Here is a 21589-nt window from a genome sequence, read left to right as displayed (position 1 = left end):
ATGACGCACCGCTGCGAGTACGGCAGGATGCCTCTCTATGAGCACCCAGTCGACGCCCGGCATCGACGACGCCGGAACCACCGACCACCCGTCCCGCTCCGACGGGTTCGTTCGCGGCCTGTCCGGCGCCATTGGCGGGCCGCTGGGCGACCACGCGACGGCACTGGACCGGCCGGCCGGGCAGGAACGCCGATTCTGGACCGCCGTCCGGATCGTCCTGGCGCTGGCCTGCCTCACGCTCGCGTTGCACTGGGTGCAGAAATCCCCGTGCCAGGACGGCGCGTGGCAGAACAACGTCCAGTACAACCGGTTCTGCTACACGGACGTCCTCGCCCTCTACTACGCCGAGGGCCTCAACGAGGGCAAGGTGCCCTACCGGGACCACCCGGTGGAATATCCGGTGCTGACCGGCTACTTCATGGGTGCCCTCGGTCTGCCGGTGCACGCGATCGGCAAGGGCGACCCGAGCATCAACCAGGGTCAGTGGTTCTACAACCTCAACGCGCTCGTGCTGGGCGCGCTCGCCGTGGCGACCGTCGCGGTGATCCTCGCGTTGCGCCGCCGACGACCCTGGGACGCCGCCCTGTTCGCGCTCGCCCCGGCGTTGCTGCTCACCGCGACCGTCAACTGGGACCTGCTCGCCATCGGGTTGGCGGCGTTCGGTCTGTTGGCCTGGGCCCGGCGACAACCGGTGGTGGCCGGCGTGCTGCTCGGGTTGGCCGGCGCGGCGAAACTCTGGCCGCTGTTCCTGCTGGGGCCGATCCTCGTCCTGGCGCTGCGGGCCAACCGGCTCCGCGCCGCGCTCACCGCGCTCGGCGCGGCGGTGGTGGCCGTGGTGCTGGTGAACCTGCCGGCCTACCGGGCCAACCCGGACAACTGGGGTCGGTTCTTCGAGCTGAACACCACCCGGCCGATCGACTGGGGCACGCTCTGGTACATCGGGCGCTACCTCGACGGCAAGGTCGGCAACGACCCTGGAGAGCAGGGCCCGTTCGAATGGTTGAACACCAACATCCCGACCCTCAACACCATCTCGTACGCCCTGTTCGGGCTGGCCTGCATCGCCGTGGCAGTGCTGGCGCTGCGGGCCCCGCGCCGGCCGCGCCTCGCCCAGCTCGCCTTCCTGGTGGTCGCCGCGTTCCTCATCTTCAGCAAGGTCTGGTCCCAGCAGTTCGTACTCTGGATGTTGCCGCTGGTGGTGCTGGCCCGGCCGAAGTGGGGTGCCTTCCTGGCCTGGCAACTCGCCGAGGTCTGCTACTTCGTGGCCTTCTACGGTGAGCTGCTGGGCGCGGCGACCAGCCGTCCCGTCTTCCCCGAAGGGGTCTTCGTGCTGGCCTCGACGCTGCGGCTGGCGACCGTGGTGACCCTGTGCGTGCTGGTCGTGCGGGAGATCCTGCACCCGGAGCAGGACGCGGTACGCGCCACCTACGACGACGACCCGGACGGCGGCGTACTGGACGGCGCACCGGACGCCCCCTGGCTGGACCGCTGGCGCCGGCCCGCGAACAAGCCCGAGCTAGAGCCCGAGCCACAGACTGCAACCGCGACCTGATCGATCCTGAGGAACGGACGTGCCGGACCACGTCAGTTTGCGGGGGGAGCCCGCCCGGCGCAGGGATCAAGCCTGACCGCCCGGAGCCGGGCGGGCTCCCCCCGCAAACCGCCCCAGGGAAGAGCGCGTCAGAGCCGGTACACCACGGCGTCGCCAACCTCCTGGCGCGTGATGCCGAGCGACTCGACCGGCGCGTCGATGGTGATTTCCCAGGGCGTGCCGGGCACCTCGTCGCGTAGCAGCACCACCGTCCGCACGCCGTACGTGCGCAGGTAGTTGACGCTGTTCGGGTCGGGGAACGACTGGCTGGCCCGGCGGAGTTCGTCGAGCTGCCGGGGCGTGAAGCCGCTGCCGCCGTTCGCCACGTCCGGGAATCCGCTCGTCGACCAGAGCATGACGTGCTGGTCGAGGCCCTGGTCGCTGGGGAGCACGAGCAGCGGACCCTCCGCCGAGCGCATCGCGGCGGGCTGCCTCGGCACCACCGGATGCGGGGTGGTGTTCAACCCTTCGACGGTGACCAGCAGCAGCGGCAACAGCGTGGCGATCCGCAGCCACGGCCCGGGCCAGGACGGCACCCGCTGCGCGGCCAGCTCACGGACCCGGTCGGTGAGGGCGGTGACCGCGCCGGCCGCGAGCAGCGCGAGCAGCAACGTGATCCAGAGCATCAACCGCCCGGGGGTACGCAGCGCGTTCCATCCCGGCGCGTGCTCGAACAGCGGCACGTAGGTGAAGGTGCCGTCGAAGAAGCGGGTGCCCATCGCGAACACCATCGTTACCAGCACACCGCCGAGCAGGAACAGTCGGTGTCGCAGCCGCCAGACCGAGAAGAACAGGCCGCCGAACGCCAGCGCGTAGAGCACGAAGCCCGGCAGCAGTGTCATCTCCGCGTGGAACGGCAGCGCCGCGCGGGCACCCTCGTGCAACCCACCCCAGATCCGCGACTCCGCGGGCGCGGTCACGAAGCCGGACGCGGGCGGCGAGAAGATGGCGATGTCGCCGACGCTCCGCTCGGCGTACGGGTGCAGCTCGGTCACCTGGAAGTACGGGAACGCCATCAGCGCGCCCACCCCGGCGAAGAACACCCCGCCGACCAGGTCGGCCACGAGCAGCCGGCGGCCGAACGGCAGGGTACGACCGGACCGCAGCCACTTCACCCCGAACAGCACTGCGGCGACCAGCGCGGCGGCGGCCAGGAAGTACGCGAACGGCAGGCCGATGCCGAAGCCGAGACTGATCTGCCAGGCTGCCACCAGCCAACCGCCGTACACCCAGCCGTCGTGTCGTCGGTCGGGCCGGTAGCCGTGGCGCAGCGACCAGCCGTGCCCCCGCGCGAGCATCGCGAGGGCCAGCGGAATGCCACCGTTGGAGAGCACGTGCAGGTGCCCCGCCTGGGCAAGCAGCCACGGCGCGTAGGCGTAGCCGACGCCGGCGACGGCGGCGCCGATCCGGCCGGCCCCGAGCTGCCGGGCCAGGGCGTACGCCCCGAGCGTGGCGAGCGCGTGCGCCAGCACGAACATGATGTTGTAACGCAGCACCGCGTCCTCGGGGCCGCTGCCGAGCATCCCGGCCGGGGCGTAGCCGAGCAGCGTGTCAGAGAACGCGAAGCTCCACAGCTCCGGGAAGAACGTGTTCGACTGCCACAGGCGGGCCGGGTCGGCCAGCAGGATGTGGCCGGACCATGCCATCTGCCACGCCTGGAGGCTCGGGTCCCAGGTGTCCTGCGGCAGGGTGTAGCGCGGGTAGCGCAGCGTCGGCCAGGTCATCAGCACGGCCAGCGCCAACGAGGTGAGGGCCGCCAGGGTCCACTCGTGGATCAGGGACCGGCCCACCGGGCGGGCGGCCCGGGTGAGCCAGCTGGGCCGGGGCTCCGGCGCCGAGGCGAACGCCTCCCAGCGGTCGGGGTCGACCGGCTTGGCCTCGTTGGTCGCCTTCGCGGGCGACTCGCCGTCCTTGGCGGTGGCGTCCTTGGCGTCGTCGGCCTTCTTCTCGCTGTCGGCCTCCTTCTCGCCGTCGCTGGTCGTACCGACGCTCTTGGCCGTGTCGGCCTTCTCCGCGCCGCCCTTGGCGCGACCGTTCCTGCCGGGGGCGCCCTTCGCGGCCGTGCCGGCGGTGGTCGCGCCGGCCTGCTCGTCGGCGGCGCCCTTCGCGGCCGTGCCGGCGCTCGTGCGGGCCTTTCCCTGCGCCGGGTCGTCGCGGGTCGCGCCGTTCGCGGTGGTTCCGGGCGAGGCGGCCGGAGTGTCGCCGGTGGGCGGCGCGGCAGGTCGGATGGGGTCGTCGCCGGTGGACGCGGGCCGAGCCTTCCCCGGCTTGGACTGGCCGGTCGTCATGCTGCCGGGCGCTCCGTCGGGAGCTGCTGACGCAGGAAGTCGATGTCGGCGGCCTGGCCCGAGACGCCGCCCGGGGTCTCGACCACCACCGGCGCCCCGGCGGCGCGGATCACCGCCACCACCAGCTCCGGGTCGATCGTCCCGCCGTCGAGGTTGTCGTGCCGGTCCTGCCCCGAGTTGAACGCGCCCTTGGAGTTGTTGGCGTGCACCAGGTCGATCCGGCCGGTGATCGCCTTGACCCGGTCGACGAGGCCGAGAAGCTCCTCACCCCCGGCGTACGCGTGGCAGGTGTCCAGGCAGAAGCCGACCTCGTAGTCGCCGACCGCGTCCCAGAGCCGGGCCAGCGCGTCCAGCCGGCGGGCGCACGCGTTGTCGCCGCCGGCCGTGTTCTCGATGAGGACCGGCACGCCGAACCCGCCGGAGTCGGCCGCGTACGCGAAGGTCTTGCGCCAGTTGTCGAAGCCGACCGCCAGGTCGTCCCCGGCGTTGACGTGTCCACCGTGGACGATCAGGCCCTTGGCGCCGATCTCGGCCGCTGCGGTCGCGTGCCCGAGCAGCAGCTTGCGACTGGGGATCCGGATGCGGTTGTTGAGGGTCGCCACGTTGATGACGTACGGCGCGTGCACGTAGAGGTCGACCTCGCTGGCCCGCAGCCGCTCGGCGTCCTCCCGAGGCTTGGGTGCCTTCCATCCCTGCGGGTCGGAGAGGAAGAACTGCACGGTGTCGGCGGACCGTGCGGCTGCCTCCGCCAGCGGGTCGGTCGAATCGACGTGGGCTCCGATACGCATGGCAGCGAGCCTACGTCGGGAGCACGGCGGGCGTGCTGACGGTCGGCGCGATGTCGTCACTCCGGCCGTCGGACGATCGTTGAGGGGATGGGATCCGCCGAGCGGCCCGGGGTTGGGCGCGACGAGGCGCCCGGGTACGGGCCAGCGGGTGTTCGTCGGCCCGACAGCGAGGTCACCCCTGCGGCGCGGCCCGGCGCCGCGGGGGGAGACCCCGTCGTCGTACCAGATCGGCCCGGATCCAGAATCTCGGAAATTTCTGCCTTTTCCCCCTACACGGGACGACACCCGTTGTATCGTCAGATAACAACACGATAAAGCTCCGCGGGGCGTCTCCGGTCCAACCTCATCGGTGTGGTCGTTCCTCCCCAGGTCCCACCCAAGGAATGCGGACGGGACGCTCCGCGGCCTCGTTGACGGGGGCTCGCCATCGACCAGTGACGGTCGGGTGGCGGGCCCCCGTCGGCATGTCCCCGACGCCGACCCGACCGCCCCGGGCATGATCGTCCGGACCGGGTATCCTGGTCAGGTTGTCCGCGTCCGGCCGGGTTCCCCCGGCACGTGCGGGCAGCGACGCACGACCTCCTGCCACGGAAGGACCGTGGCCGCTTAGCCCACAGGAGGTGAGCACGTCTTGCGTCATTACGAGATCATGGTGATCCTCGACCCCAGCCTCGAGGAGCGCACCGTCGCCCCGTCGCTCGACACGTACCTGAACGTGATTCGGACCGCGGGTGGCTCGGTTGAGAAGACGGACGTGTGGGGCCGCCGGCGCCTCGCGTTCGAGATCAACAAAAAGGCCGAGGGCATCTACGCCGTCGTCGACCTGCAGGCCACGCCTGCTGCCGTGGCCGAGCTGGACCGTCAGCTCCGGCTGAACGAGTCCGTTCTGCGCACCAAGGTCATCCGGCCGGAGATGCGCTAAGCATTCTGTCCGGCATTCAACCCGGTTCGCCCGGATCAGCCTCCGCGACTCTGTCGTACGGCTCTGAGAGCCTGTACGACGAGACGCTGAGTGCGCGAGGAGATGGTCATGGCAGGAGACACCACCATCACGGTCATCGGCAATCTGACCGATGACCCCGAGTTGCGGTTCACCCCGTCCGGTGCGGCGGTCGCCAAGTTCCGGGTCGCTTCGACGCCCCGTTTCATGGACAAGACCACCAATGAGTGGAAGGACGGCGAGCCGCTCTTCCTTGCTTGCACCGTGTGGCGTCAGGCGGCGGAGCACGTCGCCGAGTCGCTGCAGCGGGGCGCCCGCGTGATCGTCTCGGGCCGGCTGCGTCAGCGGTCCTACGAGACCCGCGAGGGTGAGAAGCGCACTGTCATCGAGCTTGAGGTCGACGAGATCGGCCCGTCGCTGCGCTACGCCACGGCGAAGGTGCAGAAGATGTCCCGCTCCGGTGGCGGTGGCGGCGGCTTCGGTGGCGGCGGTGGTGGTGGCCAGGGTGGCGGCGGAGGCAACTTCGACGACCCCTGGGCTTCGGCCGCACCCTCTCCCGCGCGTGCCGGTTCGGGCGGCAACTTCGACGAGGAGCCTCCGTTCTAATGGCGCCGAGCGCCCGCGATCGCAAACCAGGAGCAAGGTCAATGGCCAAGGCTGCGGCACTTCGCAAGCCTAAGAAGAAGGTGAACCCGCTCGACAAGGACGGGATCACCTACATCGATTACAAGGACACGGCGCTGCTGCGCAAGTTCATCTCCGACCGCGGCAAGATCCGCGCTCGGCGGGTCACCGGCGTGACCTCGCAGCAGCAGCGGCAGATCGCCCGCGCGGTCAAGAACGCCCGCGAGATGGCGCTCCTGCCGTACACCGCAACGGCCCGCTGAAAGGAGGCACCGATATGAAGATCATCCTGACTCAGGAAGTGTCCGGCCTCGGTGCCCCGGGCGACATCGTCGAGGTCAAGGACGGCTTCGGCCGTAACTACCTGCTGCCGCAGGGCTTCGCGATCGCCTGGACCAAGGGCGCGGAAAAGCAGGTCACGGTCATCAAGCGGGCCCGCTCGGCCCGTGAGATCCGCGACCTCGACCACGCCAACGAGGTCAAGGGCCAGCTCGAGGGTCTCAAGGTCAACCTGAAGGCCCGCGCCGGCGACGGCGGGCGGCTCTTCGGCTCGGTCACCTCGGCCGAGATCGTCGACGCCGTCAAGGGCGCCGGCGGTCCGGTCCTCGACCGTCGTCGGCTGGAGGTGCCCGGTCACATCAAGTCGACCGGCACCTACCCGGTGAAGATCAAGCTGCACCCCGAGGTCACCGCGTCGTTCAACCTGAACGTCGTTCAGGGCTGACGACCCGCTGGACCACGAAGAAGGCCCGCACCGAGCGATCGGTGCGGGCCTTCGCGCATACGCCACACGTGGCCCGGCTCGCCAGCCTCAGCCGATCGGTTGACCGGTCACCGCGCTGATCAGCACCGTGGACAGACCACCACCGACCACCGCCGCGGCGAGCGCGATCGTCGCCGACCGCCACGTCGTGCCGACCCGCCGCAGCAGCGCCGCCACCACCAGGCTGCTCACCAGCGCCAACCCGAAACGCGGCGAGCCGGCGAGCAACGACTCCAACGCACGCGACCGTGCGGAGTCGCAGCCACCCCCGGAGATGTCGGTGACACAACCGGCGGGCGCCTGCCCGTCCAGCGTCAGCAACCACAGGAAGATCAGCACAGCCGGCACCACGTAGCAGGCGGTGGTGTACAGCAGCGGCCGGACCGACCCACCGGGATCAGGGTCGAGGAGGTCATCCTCCAGACGCCGCGCCCAGCCGCCCGTCGCCACCGACTCGACCCGACGCCGTACCGACGCCGTACCGACCGGCGACCGGTCCGCCCGACGTACGGCACCGGGAGGGGGTACGGGCGCACTACGCGGTCGCGGGGCGGTGTAACCCACCACCGGCGACCGAGGCGCCGACGTTGTCGTGGTGTCCATCCAGCGCGGATCGTCACCGGACAACCGCGTACCGGACCAGAAACCGCTGTCCCGGCTCGGCCATCCCTCCGTCAGTCGGTCCGAGCGGGGTGGCAGCGTCCGGTCCCACTGGTCGTCCTCGACCGCGGACCGCTCCCACTGGCCGGTGCGGTCCGACCGCTCCCAACCGCCGGCACTCTCCCCCTGCGACCACTGCCCGCTCAGGTCCGTGGTGTCCGGGCCGGGCGGCGGCCACGCGTGCACACCCGACGCGTCCCACGGGTCCACCGCTGGCGCGTACGACGGATCCGGCTCCGCCGGCCGCTCCGACCCGCGTTCCCAGGGATCGACCGCCGGACGCGTCCACGACTCCTCCGCCGCGCGCCGGCTACGCCGCGTCGGTCGGCTCACCTCCGGGCGGGACGCCGCCTCGGCCGAGCCGGCCTCCAGGTCCCCACCGGACCAGATCACCTGCGGACGACCGGCCGGCGCGCGACGGGGACGACGGTCTGCGGCAGCGCCGGAGACCGGCTCCTCCTCCGCCGAGTCGGCGCGTCGGCGGCCCGCGTAGCCCTGCTCCTGGGGACGGTCGAGCGTCCACTCCCGGGTGTGGTCCGAATCGGGACCCGCGCCGATCGCCGGCTGCGCCCGCCACGCGCTCGCGCTGATCGCCGGCTGCTCACGCCGACCACTCGCGTCGGCCCGTCGCCGGCCGGTCGTCTCGGCGCCGCGCCAGCCGGCGCCCGAACTCGGGCGCTCGACCTCGACCTCGTCCTCGTCGGGAGCGGCGTGCCGTCCACCACCGTCGGCACGCTGGACACCCGATTCCAGCGCCCACCGCGGCAGGTAGGCGTCGACCGGCTCGTCCTGCCCACGGTCCCGCGCACGCCGCCGACTGGAGGTGCGGTACGGCGCGTCCTCGTCGTACGGATCGGCCGGAGCGGGCAGCGCGGGCCGACCCCACGAGGCGGTTGACGGACGCTCCCGCGGGCTGCCCTCCCCGCGTCCCCAGTCCCGGTAACTCACGGCCGGAGTGTGACCCTTCTGAACCCAAAGCGTGATCCGCTGTCCAGGTGTAGCCGTTCGCTGGAGATAGTACGGGAAGATCGTGTAAAAGAACCGACCGAAATATTCTCCTCCACAGGTTGGGGACCACATATTCCCAGGTCAACGACCTGCGGCCGAGAATTCCCCAGCAGTTGTCCACAGGCTGTGCACACCCTGCGCACATGCTCGTCCACCGGCATCCACAGGTTGTCCCGAGGCTCGTCCACCGTGCTTGTTGAGTGGCTGACCTCGGGGTCCGTATGGTTGGCCCTCGACCGCCGGCGCGATGGCCCCCGATCGACCGGTTCGGTCGGGAGCAGTGTCGTACCCGGGCGGTAGAGCTGGGACGGATCGGACGCAGTGGAGGGGGGACCGGTGTCGGTCACCGACGACATGCGGGCGGAGGCCCGGTCCGGCAACGGTCAGCCACCCGTGCAGCGGGACGGCGGGTTCGACAAGACTCCACCCCAGGACGTCGCCGCCGAGCAGTGCGTCCTCGGCGGGATGTTGCTCTCCAAGGACGCCATCGCCGACGTCGTCGAGATCCTCAAGACCAACGACTTCTACCGGCCGGTGCACGCCACCATCTTCGACACCATCCTCGACATCTACGGCCGGGGTGAGCCAGCCGACCCGATCACCGTGGCCGCCGCCCTGACCGACTCGGGCGACCTGGCCCGCATCGGTGGGGCTCCCTATCTGCACACCCTCATCGCCAGCGTTCCCACCGCCGCCAACGCCTCGTACTACGCGCGGATCGTCAGCGAGCGTGCCGTGCTGCGCCGGCTCGTGGAGGCCGGCACCAAGATCGTGCAGCTGGGCTACGGCACCGCCAGCGGCGGCAGCCGCGACGTCGACGACGTCGTGGACCTTGCCCAGCAGGCCGTCTACGACGTCACCGAACGCCGGGTGAGCGAGGACTTCGCGATCCTGGCCGACATGCTCCAGCCGACCCTGGACGAGATCGAGGCGGTGGGCGCGCAGGGCGGCGTGATGACGGGCGTGCCGACCGGCTTCAGCGACCTGGACCGGCTGCTCAACGGCCTGCACGCGGGGCAGTTGATCATTGTGGCCGGCCGGCCTGGTTTGGGCAAATCGACCGCAAGTATGGACTTTGCCCGAAATGCCGCCATCCGCGCCAACCAGGCCGCTGCCATCTTCTCGCTGGAAATGAGCAAGGTCGAGATCGTCATGCGACTGCTCTCGGCCGAGGCGCGGGTCCCGCTGCACGTCCTGCGCAGCGGGCAGCTCTCCGACGACGACTGGACCAAGCTGGCCCGCTGCATGGGTGAGATCAGCGAGGCGCCGTTGTTCGTCGACGACACGCCGAGCATGAACCTGATGGAGATTCGCGCGAAGGCCCGCCGGCTCAAGCAACGGCACGACCTCAAGATGATCGTGGTCGACTACCTCCAGCTGATGACCTCGCCCAAGCGCACCGAGAGTCGGCAGCAGGAGGTCGCCGACCTCTCCCGTGGCCTCAAGCTGCTGGCCAAGGAGGTCGAGTGCCCGGTCATCGCGGTGAGTCAGCTGAACCGTGGCCCGGAGCAGCGCACCGACAAGCGGCCTCAATTGTCCGACTTGCGTGAATCGGGGTGTCTCACTGCGGATACCCGAGTCGTACGTGCAGATAACAATGCGGAGATCACGCTTGGCGAACTGCTGTCGAACCGGACAAGAGACATTCCAGTCTGGGCACTCGACGAAGGGCTTCGCTATACCCCCCGCACCATGACCCACGTATTCCCGAGCGGCACCCGTGAGGTGTTCCGGTTGACGCTGGCCTCAGGCAAGCAGGTCGACGCCACGGCGAACCACCCCTTCCTCGCCTTCACGGGATGGGTGCCGCTGGGCGAACTGGCACCGGGAGACCGCATCGCTACGCCACGACACCTGCCGCCCCCGATGACGATCCGGCCCTGGGCTGAAGCAGAGGTTGTCATGCTGGCGCACCTGCTGGGCGACGGCTCCTTCGTGCGACGTCAGCCGATTCGCTATGCAAGCCGGGACGAGCTGAACCTGCAGGCGGTGACGGAGGCGGCAAAACACTTCGGCATCACCGCCGTGCGCGATGACTATGCGGCCGCGAGGGTGACCACCCTGCGGTTGCCTGCCCCCTTCCGGCTGGCGCGAGGCCGGCGTAACCCGATAGCGGAGTGGCTGGACGGCTTGGGCCTCTTTGGTCTGCGGTCGCACGAGAAGTTTGTTCCATCCTCGGTTTTCGGACTTCCCAAGGAGCAGGTCACCGTCTTCCTGCGGCATCTCTGGGCCACCGACGGCTCGGTCACCGCCAACAGTTCAGGCCGTGGCGGACGGGTTTACTTCTCGTCTACGAGTCGGCGGATGTTGGAGGACATCTCCAGGCTGCTTCTGAGGTACGGCATCACTGCCCGCCTTCGGGCCGTGCCGGTGGTAGGCCACCGTCCCCAGTACACGCTTGACATCTCCGGCCGCGACGACCAGTTGAGGTTCCTACGCGAGATCGGAGTCCATGGTCAGCGGTCGGAGGGCTGTGCTGTTCTGCTTGCGGCTCTGGAACTCAGGGAAAGCAACACCAACGTCGACACGGTGCCGCGCGAGGTGTGGGACACGGTCAAGGAGATCCTGGTCGAACAGGGGATGTCCCACCGTGAGTTCGCGAAGGCCATCGGCACCCAGTTCTGCGGCAGTGCGCTCTGGAAGAGCGCGCCCAGCCGCTCTCGGCTCGCGGCGGTTGCCGCAGTGCTCGACTCTGCCGACCTCGACCTGCACGCGACCAACGACATCTTCTGGGACTCGATCGTGTCCATCGAGTCGATCGGTGAGCAGGAGGTGTTCGACGCGACAGTGCTCGGTAAGCACAACTTCGTGGCGAACGGCATCGCCACCCACAACTCGATTGAGCAGGATGCAGACGTTGTCATCCTTCTGCACCGCGACGACTACTACGACAAGGAGTCACCGCGGGCGGGCGAAGCGGACTTCATCGTTGCCAAGCATCGAAATGGTCCGACCGACACGGTGACGGTCGCAGCCCAACTGCACCTGTCGCGATTCGTGGACATGGCCATCGGATGATCGGCGTCCTCGGCGCGCCGTGCGGCTCGCCGATCCGCCGACGGCCGGATCGCCCGGGGCAACGGCTCGGGACAGGCATCACCCCAGGCTGAGGCCGTGCTTCTCGAGAGCGGCCTGGATGATGTCGAGCGCCTTCGGGCCCATGCCGTGCAGTGCGGCCAACTCCGTACGGGGCACCCCGGCCAGCTCGCGCAGGGTCGTGTAACCGGCGCCGTGCAGGGCGCGCGTGGCCGGCGCACCGATCTTCGGCAGCATGTCGGTTGAAGGATCCATGTCCCCATCGTTCATCACGTCACCCCAGCAGAGGGAACCAGCCCGCCGCCTCGCCCAACTCCAGCCGGTCCCGGTCGGTGAGCGGCAGCCGGCCGGTCGCCTTCAGCAGGAACTCCTGGTCGTCCCATCCGGCGGGGCGTACGGCGTCGTCGCTCAACAGGCCATCCATCGTGGACACCGCCACGCCCACCGCCATCGGTCCGGGTGACGGCGCGGCGGGCAGTTCCGGCGTGAGGTCCAGGTGGTGCACCACGGCCTCGGTGGTCAGGGTGGCCAGGAGATCGGGTACGCGCAGCACGTGGCCCTGTGTGGTCACGTACCCCTCGGGGTCCGCGAACCCGGCGGCGCGGACCGCGGCCGGGGCGGTCTCGCGCCACAGCCGGACGATGGCGGTCGGCCGGTCGAAGGCGGACGCCGACCGCCGGATCCACCAGGCGTGCCGGGCTGCCTGTTCGTCGCCGCCCGGGAAGCCGCGCCAGTAGGAGACGTCGTCCACGTCGGCGGGACCGTCGACCGGGCTGGCCAGGGCCACCAGTGCCCGCTGGGCGTCGCCGAGCACGTGCAGGAGCAGATCGGCGACGAGCCAGCCCTGGCATCGGGTGGCCCGTTGCAGGTCAGCGTCGTCGAGGGCGTCGACCACTGCGGTGATGCCGTCGTACGCCTCGGCGAGGGCCTCGTCGTGCCGGGTGGCGGTCATGCGGTGCAGCCTCGCACGGACCGCCGCGCCAGCCAATCACCCGCGGCGTTGCCCGGGTCGACGTGGATCGACCCGGGCGGGAGACTCGGCCGCGCTCAGCCGAACATCTCGTCGAGGAAGCTCTTGCGCTTCTTGTGCCGGTAGTGGCCGTGGTAGCCGTGGTGCTGCTGTTGGTGGCCGTAGGCAGGCGCCGGCGGGTAGCCGTGCGCGGGCGGCGGGGGCGGCGGGGGCGGCGGTGGCGGGACGGCGCCGTAACCCGGCTGGTGCTGGGCCGGCGGCGGCGGGGGTGGGGGCGCGTAACCGCCCGGCTGCTGGGCCGGCGCGGTCGGCCCGGCCTGCTGGCGACTCCAGTTGGCCTCTGCCTCGAACAGCTTCTCGAGCTCGCCGCGATCGAGGAAGATGCCCCGGCACTCGCCACACTGGTCGATGACGACGCCGCTGCGCTCGTACTGGCGCATCTCGCCGCGACACTTGGGACAGATGAGGTCACTCATCACCCGACGGTACCCGGTCGACCTAAGCGATTGCTGTGAGCGCCTCGATGACTTCGTCGTCGGAGACCTCGTGGAAGTCGTCGTAGTAGACGCTCACCGAGCTGAACTCCGGCGGGCGTTGGGCGCAGATGACCTGGTCGGCTTCGGCGGCCAGCAGTTCGTACGCCTCCTGGGCGCCGACCGGCACGGCCACCACGACGCGGCGGGCGCCGAGCCGGCGGGCGACCTCGACGGAGGCACGGGCGGTCGCGCCGGTGGCCAGACCGTCGTCGACGATCACGGCGACGCGTCCGGTGAGGTCCAGCGGTGGGCGACCACCCCGGTAGAGCCGCTCGCGGCGCTCCAACTCGACCTGTTCGCGGTGGCTGACCTCGGCGATGTCGTTGCTGCCGAGGCGGCTGGCGATCGCGTCGTTGAGCACCTGCACACCACCGGGGCCGAGCGCGCCGAAGGCGACCTCCCGCGCCCAGGGCATGCCGAGCTTGCGGACGACCAACACGTCCAGGGGGACGCCGAGCCGTTCGGCGACGACCCGGGCCACCGGTACGCCACCGCGGACCAGGCCGAGGACGACGGCGTCCGGGTCACCGACCAGGGCGGTGAGCCGCTCGGCGAGCACCTGGCCCGCCTCGGCGCGGTCACGGTAGGTGGTCATGCCCTCAGGTCTACGCCGTGCCACGTCGTTTCGCCCGCCGGTTACGCCGATGTGGCCCGACCGGGCAGGTGCTCGGGCGTCGGGGTGGTCGGTGCGGACTCCGGGCGGTGCACCGCGGGTGCCCAGACGAGCAGCGCCACCGGGTAGAGCAGGTAACCGAACCGGGTGGAGGGCATGAGGGCGATGGCGGCGAGTAACCCGTACCCACAGATCGAAGCGGTGGTCGCGGCGGTGCCGGGCGGGCGTCGCGCGAGCCGGACGGCGATGGCGGCGCCGGCCGCGACCAGGAGGGTGGCGGCGATCAGCCGGCCTCCCGGCAGGATGGTGGCGATCAGGTAACCGGGGAACGGGGACTGCGCCGGGCTGGTGACCAGGCCGTGGCCGAGTGGAAAGCGCAGCACGTTCTCGGCGAGCGCCCCGCGGTCGACGAGCAACGCCGGGAGCAGGGCGAGCACGGGTAGCCCGATCGCGCCGGCCGCGACCCGGGCACCGGCTCGTCGGGTCAGACCCCAGACGATCAGGACCAGGGCGACCGGCCAGGCGAACAGCTTCAGCGCGCCGGCCAGGCCGACGGCGAGACCGGCCCGGCCCGGCCGTCCGACGGCGGCGAGCGCGAGGGCGAGCAGGCAGAGCGCGAGTACGGGTAGGTCGTCGCCGCCGGTGGCCAGGGTCAGCGCGCAGACGGGCAGGACGGTGGCGGCCTGCAATCCCCGCAGCAGGGCGGCGTCCCGCCGGTGCTCCGCGCCGAGGGTGGCGGGCGCGGAGCGCAGCGCGACCACGGCCAGGGCGAGCGCCAGGGCGGTGCCCAACGCGAACCACACCCGGGCGTCGGTCCACCAGACGTCGACGAGGGCTCGGGGCACGCCGAACATCGCCATGCCCGGCTGGTACGGCGTGTATCCGAGCAGTTGCTCGCCGGCTGGCAGGGCGGCGATCGCGTCCCGACCGAGGTACGGCGTGCCGTGGTCGAGCAGTCGGATGCCGGCCTGCTCGACGACGAGCACTTCTTCCTGCGCCCGGTCGATACGTCCGTTGGCCCGTTCGATGCTCTGCCAGAGCACGGGCACCAGTGCGGTGGTCACCCAGGCGAGGCCCGTCACCACCCAGCGGGAGGCGAGCCCGGCCAGCCGGGGGGCACGTCGGCGGACGATGAGTTGGACGACCACCGCCAGCGTCGTGACCAGGTAGCCGACGGTGGCGACGGCACCCCAGGCCCGGTGCGGCAGGAGGGTCGACGTGCTGGCGGTGATCGCCGCGAACAGGGCCGACATGGTGTAGAGACCCAGGTCGAGGGCGAGTCCGCCGGCGGCGGTGTCGAGTGTCCGCCAGCGCTGGTGGAGGGCGGTCGGGGCGTCGGCGGTCACGGCCGCCAGTCTGGCAGATCTCGCTGCTCACCCCGCTGGCCGTCCGGCCGCAGCCTGGTCGGGGCGCCGGTGCCCGGTCAGGCCGGGAGGTGGCGGTCGGGACGGGAGCGACCGGCCTGGCGGCGGGTCTGGTTGAGGCGGATCACCGCGCCGGTGTCGTGCAGCGGCGGCGCCAGCGTCCCGGGTTGGCCCCCCGAGCCGCGCTGCATCGTGGCGAGCAGGGTTCCGGCGGGCATCGGTCGGGCGAACAGGTGGCCCTGGCCGGCCGAGCAGCCCAGCTCCCAGAGGGCCCGCCGCTGCGGTTCGCTCTCCACGCCTTCGGCGACCACCGCCAGGTTGAGGCTGCGGCCCAGGTCGAGGGTGGAGCGGATGACGGCTGCGGCCTCGGCCGAACTCTCCATGGTCGTGACGAAGCTGCGGTCGATCTTCAGTTCGTGCACGGGAATCCGGGAGAGCAGCGAGAGGGAGGAGTAGCCGGTGCCGAAGTCGTCAAGCGCCAACCGGACGCCCTCGTCGCGGAGCCGGCTGAGGACCCGGTCGACCACGTCGAGTTGGCTGAGCGTCAACGTCTCGGTCAGCTCCAGCACCAGCCGCTCGGGCGGCAGGTCGTGGGCGCGCAGCCGGGCCAGCACCGAGCCGGGGAAGCGTGCGTCGAGCAGGCTGCGCGGCGAGACGTTGACCGCCACCGGCACGTCGAAGCCGGCGTCACGCCAGTCGGCGGCGGCGATCAGTGCCTGGTCGAGGATCGCCTCGGCGAAGGCTGGCAGCATTCCCGAGCGTTCCACCGCTTCCAGGAAGCGCAGCGGATCGATCAACCCGTGGGTGGGGTGGTGCCAGCGGGCCAGCGCCTCGGCGCTGGTCACCTCGCCGGTGCCCAGGTCGACGATCGGTTGGAAGTTGACGATGAACTCGTGGTCGGCGACCGCGCGGGGCAGATCACCGCCGAGGGTGAGGCGGTTCAGGTCGGCGGTGTCCCGGGTCGGCGCGTACGTGGAGATCCGCTGACCGGCCCGCTTCGCCTGGTACATCGCCACGTCCGCGCGGCGCAGCAGCTCGGGCATGCCACCGCTGGCCGGGGCCACGGAGATCCCGCCGCTGGCCTCGACGCTGATCCGCATGCCGTCCAGCTCGAACGGCTCGTGCAGGGCGGCCAGCAGCGTGTCGGCCCGGTGCGCGGCCACCGCCGGGGCCGGCAGCCCGCGCAGGAGTACGGCGAACTCGTCGCCGCCGAGGCGGGCCACCAGGTCGCTCGCCTGGGCGGCCCCGCGCAGCCGGTCGGCGACCTGGACCAGCACCTGGTCGCCGGCAGCGTGGCCGAGGGTGTCGTTGACCTCCTTGAAGTGGTTGAGGTCGATCAGCACGAGAGCGGTCACGCCGTCGGCGTGCCGGGCACTGAGCTGCTCGGTGCCCTGATCGAGCAGCTGCCGCCGGTTCGCGAGGCCGGTGAGGGCGTCGTGCGCGGCGGCGTACGCGTGCTCGTCGGCCACCCGGGCCAGCTCGGCGTACGCCTGAGCGTTACGGACCGCCGTGCAGAGCGCCGAGGCGAAGGTCCGCAGCGTGTACTGCTCCCGCTCGGACAGCCGCACCGGCCCACGGAAGCGCAGGCGCAGGACGCCGATGTCGACGGAGCGGTCGTGGCCCTCCAGCGGAGTGGGCACGACGGTGCCGTCCACCTCGGTGGCTGTGTCGGTCGGCCCGTCGAAGGTGATGCCACCGGTGGCGCCCCGGACGGTGCGACCACCGTCGCGCAGCTCGATCTCGACCTCGTCGGCGGAGAACAGTTCGGCGGCCTGGGTGACCGCCGTGGTGAGGACGTTGTCCAGGTCGACCACGTTGAGCGCGTCGGTGGTGCGGGCGAGTCGCTGCCACGCCTGCTGCTCGGTGCGACCCCGGATACGTGCGGAGTAGGCGAGGTGCAGGCTCAGGACCAGTGGTGGAACGGCGAGCAGCAAGCGGGGTTCCGCCTGAAGGATGACCAGGGTGAAGGCGGCGACCACGAAGCGCACGGCGAAGCCGGCGAGCCGAAGGTCGAGGTTGGCCCGGAACTGTCTTCCGATGCTGGTCTGGGAGGCCAGCGCGATGACCGGGATGGCGAGCAGATCATCCAGGAGAGCCGCGACTACGTAGGCCAGCGTCAACGGCATGAGCAGCTCGGACAGCCCCGATGAGGGCCAGGTCCACGTCGTCATCGCCAGCGCCGTGCCGGCTCCCCAGGCAACGATGACGTTCTTTCCGATGCCGAAGGCCAGCTTCATCGGCGAGAGGCGAAGTGAGGCAAGGGCAATGCCGACCGCGGTGCTGAGGACCACCACGGACGTCGGCGCGATGGCCGCACCGACGATGATGGCCGTCTCGTTCCAGCTGATCGATTGGGTGGTGGACCGAATGCGCACCCTGGCCTTGACGAGTGTCCCCAGAGCGATCGTGAGGGTGAGCATGACGAGCACCGCTACGTCGTTCACCGTCGCCGACCTTGCCGAGATCAGCGCAGGCGGCAGGGAGGTTCCGATCACCGTTGCCGCGGTAACGACGACGAGACCGACGAGCAGCAGTAGCCGCCGATCGGTCTCAATCTCGCGTCGCTGAGGAAGGGTCACGCCACTCCCGAGGGGCTATCTCACCGTGCCCGCAGCCTACTCTCGTCAGGCCTCGGTCGCCCCCTGTAAACATTCAGTTCCAGTCGGTGCCGCGCATCGCAATCCCCTTTCACTGCCCAGTCGACCTATCCGCGGAACGGGGGGTCTTCCTACGAAAGGCAGCTTAAAAGGAGGAAGGGCGATTTAGTTAGAATAAATGTCGGTATGCGCAATATTAGTCAAGATGGGGATGTTATGTCACGTTGTGTCCACATGTCCTGCGCGGAGTGCGGTCAAGGCTTCTGGCTATGACCCCCGGTGTCGGCTGACCAGCTAGCGGTATTGCTCGAACATTGTGGTTGCGTTATTCCCACAGTCTGGGGGCTCACCCCGAGATGACTCATCCGGGGTTCGGCTAGAAGCGAAGGCGGGCGCGCCTTGGCGGGGGCCCGATAGGTGCCCGACGAGCCAATTGTCGCCTCACCATCTGACGATGGTGGGGCGTTGTCCGTCAAGCGGACCCCGTTGTGCAACTTGCCGCTCACACACTGCAACCTCCCGGCCGGGTGGGAGTTCGGCCGGAGTTGAGATCCGCGAAGGCTGCCCCACCGGCGGCCGGACTAGGTCGTACGCTTCGTTGCGTGACTGATTGAATACCCCGCGACGGCTGGAGTAGGGACGGTGGAGATTCGGCTTCTGGGCGGCCTTTCCGCGCGACTCCCAAGCGGCGCGTTGCACATGGGCACTCCCAAGCAGCAGGCAATCTTCGCAATGCTCGCGGTGCAACCCGGCCAACTGGTGAGCGTGGACGAACTCGTCGACGAGTTATGGCCCGACCGTCCCCCCCGATCCGCAGTGCCGAATGTGCGGACATACGCCGCCAATCTGCGTCGAGGCTTTGAGGCATTACAGCCCGGGCGTGGAACTATCGTGCGGCAGCGGAACGGCTATCGACTCGACGTGCCGCCGCACCTGATTGACGTCTTCTGCTTCGAGTCGGAGCGGAGTTCGGGTCGGCAGGCGCTGGCGGTCGGCGACCTGGCTGAGGCTGGCCAGCTGTTGAGCCGGGCCCTGGCCCGGTGGGACGGCCCGATGCTTGCCGGTCTCCCGCTGGGGCCCGTCCTGGCGGCTCGCACCGTCGCGGTCGAAGAGGAACGGCTGTTGGCGGTGGAACTCCTCGCCGAGGTCCACCTTCGTTCAGGACGGGGTGACCTCGCGATCCCGTCACTGCGGGAGGTGGTCGCCCGACATCCGCTGCGCGAGTCGACGCATCTCCTTCTCATGCGGACGCTGAGCTCGCGCGGCGACAACGCGGCGGCGCTTGTCGTGTACGACGAGGTCCGCAGGCGCCTGGTCACCGAGTTGGGGGTGAGTCCGGCGGCCACCCTGGAGGCATTGCGCCGCAGGATCCTCGCCGAGATGCCGAACCGCGTGACCGTTGTCGGCCGGGGCGAGAGCGAGGTGCGACGTCCGTCCGCGCCCGGGTCGACTGGCGCCTCGGCGATCGGGCGGAGACAACCGGTCACCCCGGTGGACCATCTACCCCGCTCGGTCACCGATTTCGTCGGTCGCGAGGCCGTGGTGGCACGGCTGTTGTCGGAGACACGGCGTGTCGAGGACCGGGTCCCGGTCGTGCACGTCATCGACGGGATGGCCGGTAGCGGCAAGACGACGCTTGCCGTGCACCTGGCCCGCCGGCTGAGCGACCGGTATCCGGACGCCCGCCTGTATCTCGACCTGCGTGGGCATGGCGCGAAGGATCTGGTGGAACCGGCGCCGGCCCTGGTCGTCCTGCTTCGCCAGCTTGGGGTGCCGTCCGAGCGGATGCCCGTCGAACTCGACGGCAGGATCGAACTCTGGCGACGCGAGCTGGCCCGCCGGAAGTCGGTGATCATCTTGGACAACGCCGCCAGCAGCGACCAGATCCTTCCGCTCCTGCCGGTCGAGCCGACCGCAGTCGTACTGGTGACGTCGCGACGGCGACTCACCCACCCCGATCTCGGAGCGTCGCAGACCCTGCCGGTCATGTCGTCCGGGGAGGGCGTCGAGCTGTTGGCCCTGAGCGTGGGCCGCGAACGGGTCGACGCCGAGCCGGAAGCAGCGCTCGAGGTGGTCCGGCGGTGCGGCCACCTGCCCCTGGCGATCCGGTTGGCGGGCGCCCGGCTTTCGCACCGACCTGGTTGGCGATTGGCGGATCTCGCGGCACAGATGGCGGGTCCGACGTCGGTACTCCTTCATCTGGGCGGAGAGAACAGCACGGTCACCGGCGCGTTCGCCGCCTCCTACGAGCCGCTACCCGAGCCGATCAAGCGGGTCTTCCGCTTCCTGGGCCTCTACCCGGGTAGCCGAATAAGCCCCCCTTTTGTCGCCGCACTGACCGGACTGACGGTGGCGACAGCGCGCGCGGCGCTCGACGAGCTCACCGATCGGCACCTGGTGGAGGACCTGGACGCGACCCACTATCGACTGCACGACCTCATGCGCCAGTACGCCGTCGAGATGTGCTCGCACATCGACCCCGCGGCCGAGCGGCAGGTCGCGCTGGGAGAGCTGTTCGATTTCGTGCTGGCGGCGACTCTGCGGGTCGCCGAGACGCTCGAAGCGGGCGTGATCGGCTCTCAGCTCACACACCTGTCGATCGGCCGTCCTGAGCTGCTCGAATCCATCGGGGAACCGAGCAGCGAGTGGCTGGAGACCCACCGGACCGATTTGGTGGCGATGGTGTCGGCGGCGCGGGAGTCAGGGTTTTACGAACACGCCTGGCGGATGGCGCGCTCGCTGTGGCGCTTCTGCTACATCAGGGGGTATTTCGAGGACATTATCCGAGCACACCAGGACGGACTGATCGCCGCGGAGGCGACCGGAGACGTCGATGCCATGGCGTTGATGAACAACTACCTGGCCTCCGCATACGTTCGTACCGCTGACAAGCAGAGCACACTCGACTACCTGTCCCGCGCGGTCGAATACTTCCACCGGTCAGGAAACGTTCTGGGTGCTGCGCGATCCCGCGCCAACCTCGCCGCCGTCTATCTGTGGAGCGGCCACCTCAACGAGGCGGTGGCACTTGGTTTCGAGTGCATGCGCGACACGGTGTACGGGAACGAGGGAAGTCCGATACTGCTGCCGAATCTGGGTCTGGCGCTCATGGCCCTGGGACGCCACGCCGAAGCGTTACGGCTGCATCGCCTACACCTGGCGTGGGCGCGGATCAATTCCGACGACTTCCACATGCTCAACGCACTCAGTCACATCGGCTCGGTGCGTACCCGCATGGGTGATCTACCCCAGGGGATCCGGATCCTCCTGTGCTCATTGGCGATGCGCGACCGCACCGGTCATCGATACGCTGAGGCTGAGGTCCGCATCGATCTCGGAATCGCCTATCGCGGTCTCGGGCGGCTGGCCGAGGCGCAGCAGCAACATGAGTCTGCCCGGAATCTCGCTGCCGACGTCGGCGAACGGCACATCGAGGCCGTGGCGTTGAACGAGCTGGGCAGCACGTTGCGGGCACGTGGGCGGGACCGCGAGGCAGCCGAGATGCACCGCGAGGCGCTGCGGTTGGCGACCCGGATCGCCCACCCGCACGAGCAGGGACGGGCGCTGGCCGGGCTGGGCGAACACTTCGCCAGCATCGATCCGGCCGAGGCTCGGCGGCACTGGGAACGGGCGCTCGCCATCTTCCGCCGGATGGGTGTGCCGGAACGCCTCGACGTGGAGCGTCGCCTCGCCGGGCTGGACGACGAGACAGGTCGCTGACCTGCCCACACGTCACTTATCGATTTCTTATCGCCGGGCTCGGTAGCTTCTTTCTCGTAACGACGAACGGGGGAGGTTCTGCCCCTGGGCA

Annotated in this window: 16 protein-coding genes; 7 read left to right on the top strand and 9 right to left on the bottom strand. The window is 70.0% G+C overall.

The window, feature by feature from the left end:
- The first annotated feature begins 37 nt into the window (after window positions 1-37).
- On the top strand, window positions 38-1552 hold the full coding sequence (locus tag ACIA3K_RS22665) for a glycosyltransferase family 87 protein (protein WP_396803490.1): 1515 nt from the start codon (window positions 38-40) through the stop codon (window positions 1550-1552).
- Window positions 1553-1680: 128 nt separating this feature from the next.
- Here the strand turns inward: ACIA3K_RS22665 and ACIA3K_RS22660 are convergent, their stop codons facing one another.
- Together ACIA3K_RS22660 and ACIA3K_RS22655 are read right to left on the bottom strand one after the other, a co-directional pair.
- Window positions 1681-3879 carry a hypothetical protein gene (locus ACIA3K_RS22660; RefSeq protein WP_396803489.1) on the bottom strand — a complete coding sequence of 733 codons (2199 nt, stop codon included), beginning with the start codon at window positions 3877-3879 and terminating at the stop codon, window positions 1681-1683.
- Entirely contained in the window at window positions 3876-4667 is a 792-nt protein-coding gene (locus ACIA3K_RS22655; RefSeq protein ID WP_396803488.1) for a deoxyribonuclease IV, read from the bottom strand. Before ACIA3K_RS22655 ends, ACIA3K_RS22660 begins: the two co-directional genes overlap by 4 nt.
- Window positions 4668-5298: 631 nt before the next feature.
- On the opposite strand from ACIA3K_RS22655, the gene rpsF reads away from it, so the two are divergent.
- From rpsF to rplI, 4 genes are all read left to right on the top strand, one after another.
- A complete protein-coding gene (gene rpsF / locus ACIA3K_RS22650) occupies window positions 5299-5589 on the top strand; it encodes a 30S ribosomal protein S6 (RefSeq protein WP_007453836.1) in 291 nt (96 codons plus the stop codon).
- A gap of 90 nt (window positions 5590-5679) precedes the next feature.
- Window positions 5680-6213, top strand: a complete 534-nt coding sequence (locus tag ACIA3K_RS22645; protein ID WP_234582687.1) for a single-stranded DNA-binding protein — start codon at window positions 5680-5682, stop codon at window positions 6211-6213.
- A gap of 41 nt (window positions 6214-6254) precedes the next feature.
- Window positions 6255-6494, top strand: a complete 240-nt coding sequence (rpsR, locus tag ACIA3K_RS22640; protein ID WP_007073789.1) for a 30S ribosomal protein S18 — start codon at window positions 6255-6257, stop codon at window positions 6492-6494.
- Between the two features lie 14 nt (window positions 6495-6508).
- Complete coding sequence (gene rplI / locus ACIA3K_RS22635; RefSeq protein ID WP_007453817.1) at window positions 6509-6955, top strand: 50S ribosomal protein L9; 447 nt, start codon at window positions 6509-6511, stop codon at window positions 6953-6955.
- 87 nt (window positions 6956-7042) lie between these two features.
- Here rplI and ACIA3K_RS22630 read toward each other — a convergent pair whose 3' ends face one another.
- Complete coding sequence (locus ACIA3K_RS22630; RefSeq protein WP_396803487.1) at window positions 7043-8602, bottom strand: hypothetical protein; 1560 nt, start codon at window positions 8600-8602, stop codon at window positions 7043-7045.
- Window positions 8603-8983: 381 nt separating this feature from the next.
- On the opposite strand from ACIA3K_RS22630, the gene ACIA3K_RS22625 reads away from it, so the two are divergent.
- Window positions 8984-11680, top strand: coding sequence for a replicative DNA helicase (locus ACIA3K_RS22625; RefSeq protein WP_396803486.1), 2697 nt, complete (start codon window positions 8984-8986; stop codon window positions 11678-11680).
- 78 nt (window positions 11681-11758) lie between these two features.
- Here ACIA3K_RS22625 and ACIA3K_RS22620 read toward each other — a convergent pair whose 3' ends face one another.
- The 6 genes from ACIA3K_RS22620 to ACIA3K_RS22595 form a co-directional block, all read right to left on the bottom strand.
- Window positions 11759-11953: a DNA-binding protein gene (locus ACIA3K_RS22620; protein WP_396803485.1), complete on the bottom strand. Its 195-nt coding sequence runs from the start codon at window positions 11951-11953 to the stop codon at window positions 11759-11761.
- 19 nt (window positions 11954-11972) lie between these two features.
- The gene (locus tag ACIA3K_RS22615) at window positions 11973-12650 is read right to left on the bottom strand and encodes a maleylpyruvate isomerase N-terminal domain-containing protein (RefSeq protein ID WP_396803483.1); all 678 of its coding nucleotides are present in this window, start codon (window positions 12648-12650) and stop codon (window positions 11973-11975) included.
- A gap of 95 nt (window positions 12651-12745) precedes the next feature.
- The gene (locus tag ACIA3K_RS22610) at window positions 12746-13144 is read right to left on the bottom strand and encodes a zf-TFIIB domain-containing protein (RefSeq protein WP_396803481.1); all 399 of its coding nucleotides are present in this window, start codon (window positions 13142-13144) and stop codon (window positions 12746-12748) included.
- Window positions 13145-13166: 22 nt separating this feature from the next.
- Window positions 13167-13799 carry a phosphoribosyltransferase gene (locus tag ACIA3K_RS22605; RefSeq protein ID WP_396803480.1) on the bottom strand — a complete coding sequence of 211 codons (633 nt, stop codon included), beginning with the start codon at window positions 13797-13799 and terminating at the stop codon, window positions 13167-13169.
- A 41-nt stretch (window positions 13800-13840) separates the two neighbouring features.
- Window positions 13841-15163 (bottom strand): glycosyltransferase 87 family protein, encoded by a 1323-nt coding sequence (locus tag ACIA3K_RS22600; protein ID WP_396803478.1) that lies wholly within the window; start codon window positions 15161-15163, stop codon window positions 13841-13843.
- A gap of 77 nt (window positions 15164-15240) precedes the next feature.
- Window positions 15241-17760 (bottom strand): putative bifunctional diguanylate cyclase/phosphodiesterase, encoded by a 2520-nt coding sequence (locus tag ACIA3K_RS22595; RefSeq protein ID WP_396803476.1) that lies wholly within the window; start codon window positions 17758-17760, stop codon window positions 15241-15243.
- Window positions 17761-18420: 660 nt separating this feature from the next.
- Between ACIA3K_RS22595 and ACIA3K_RS22590 the strand changes: the two genes are divergently transcribed.
- Entirely contained in the window at window positions 18421-21498 is a 3078-nt protein-coding gene (locus tag ACIA3K_RS22590; RefSeq protein ID WP_396803474.1) for an AfsR/SARP family transcriptional regulator, read from the top strand.
- The last annotated feature ends 91 nt before the right edge of the window (window positions 21499-21589 follow it).

This window comes from Micromonospora sp. NPDC051543 (assembly GCF_044454415.1).
Taxonomy (GTDB): domain Bacteria; phylum Actinomycetota; class Actinomycetes; order Mycobacteriales; family Micromonosporaceae; genus Micromonospora.
Note: the sequence above shows the minus strand (reverse complement) of the source record. Positions and strands in the feature narration are given on the sequence as shown.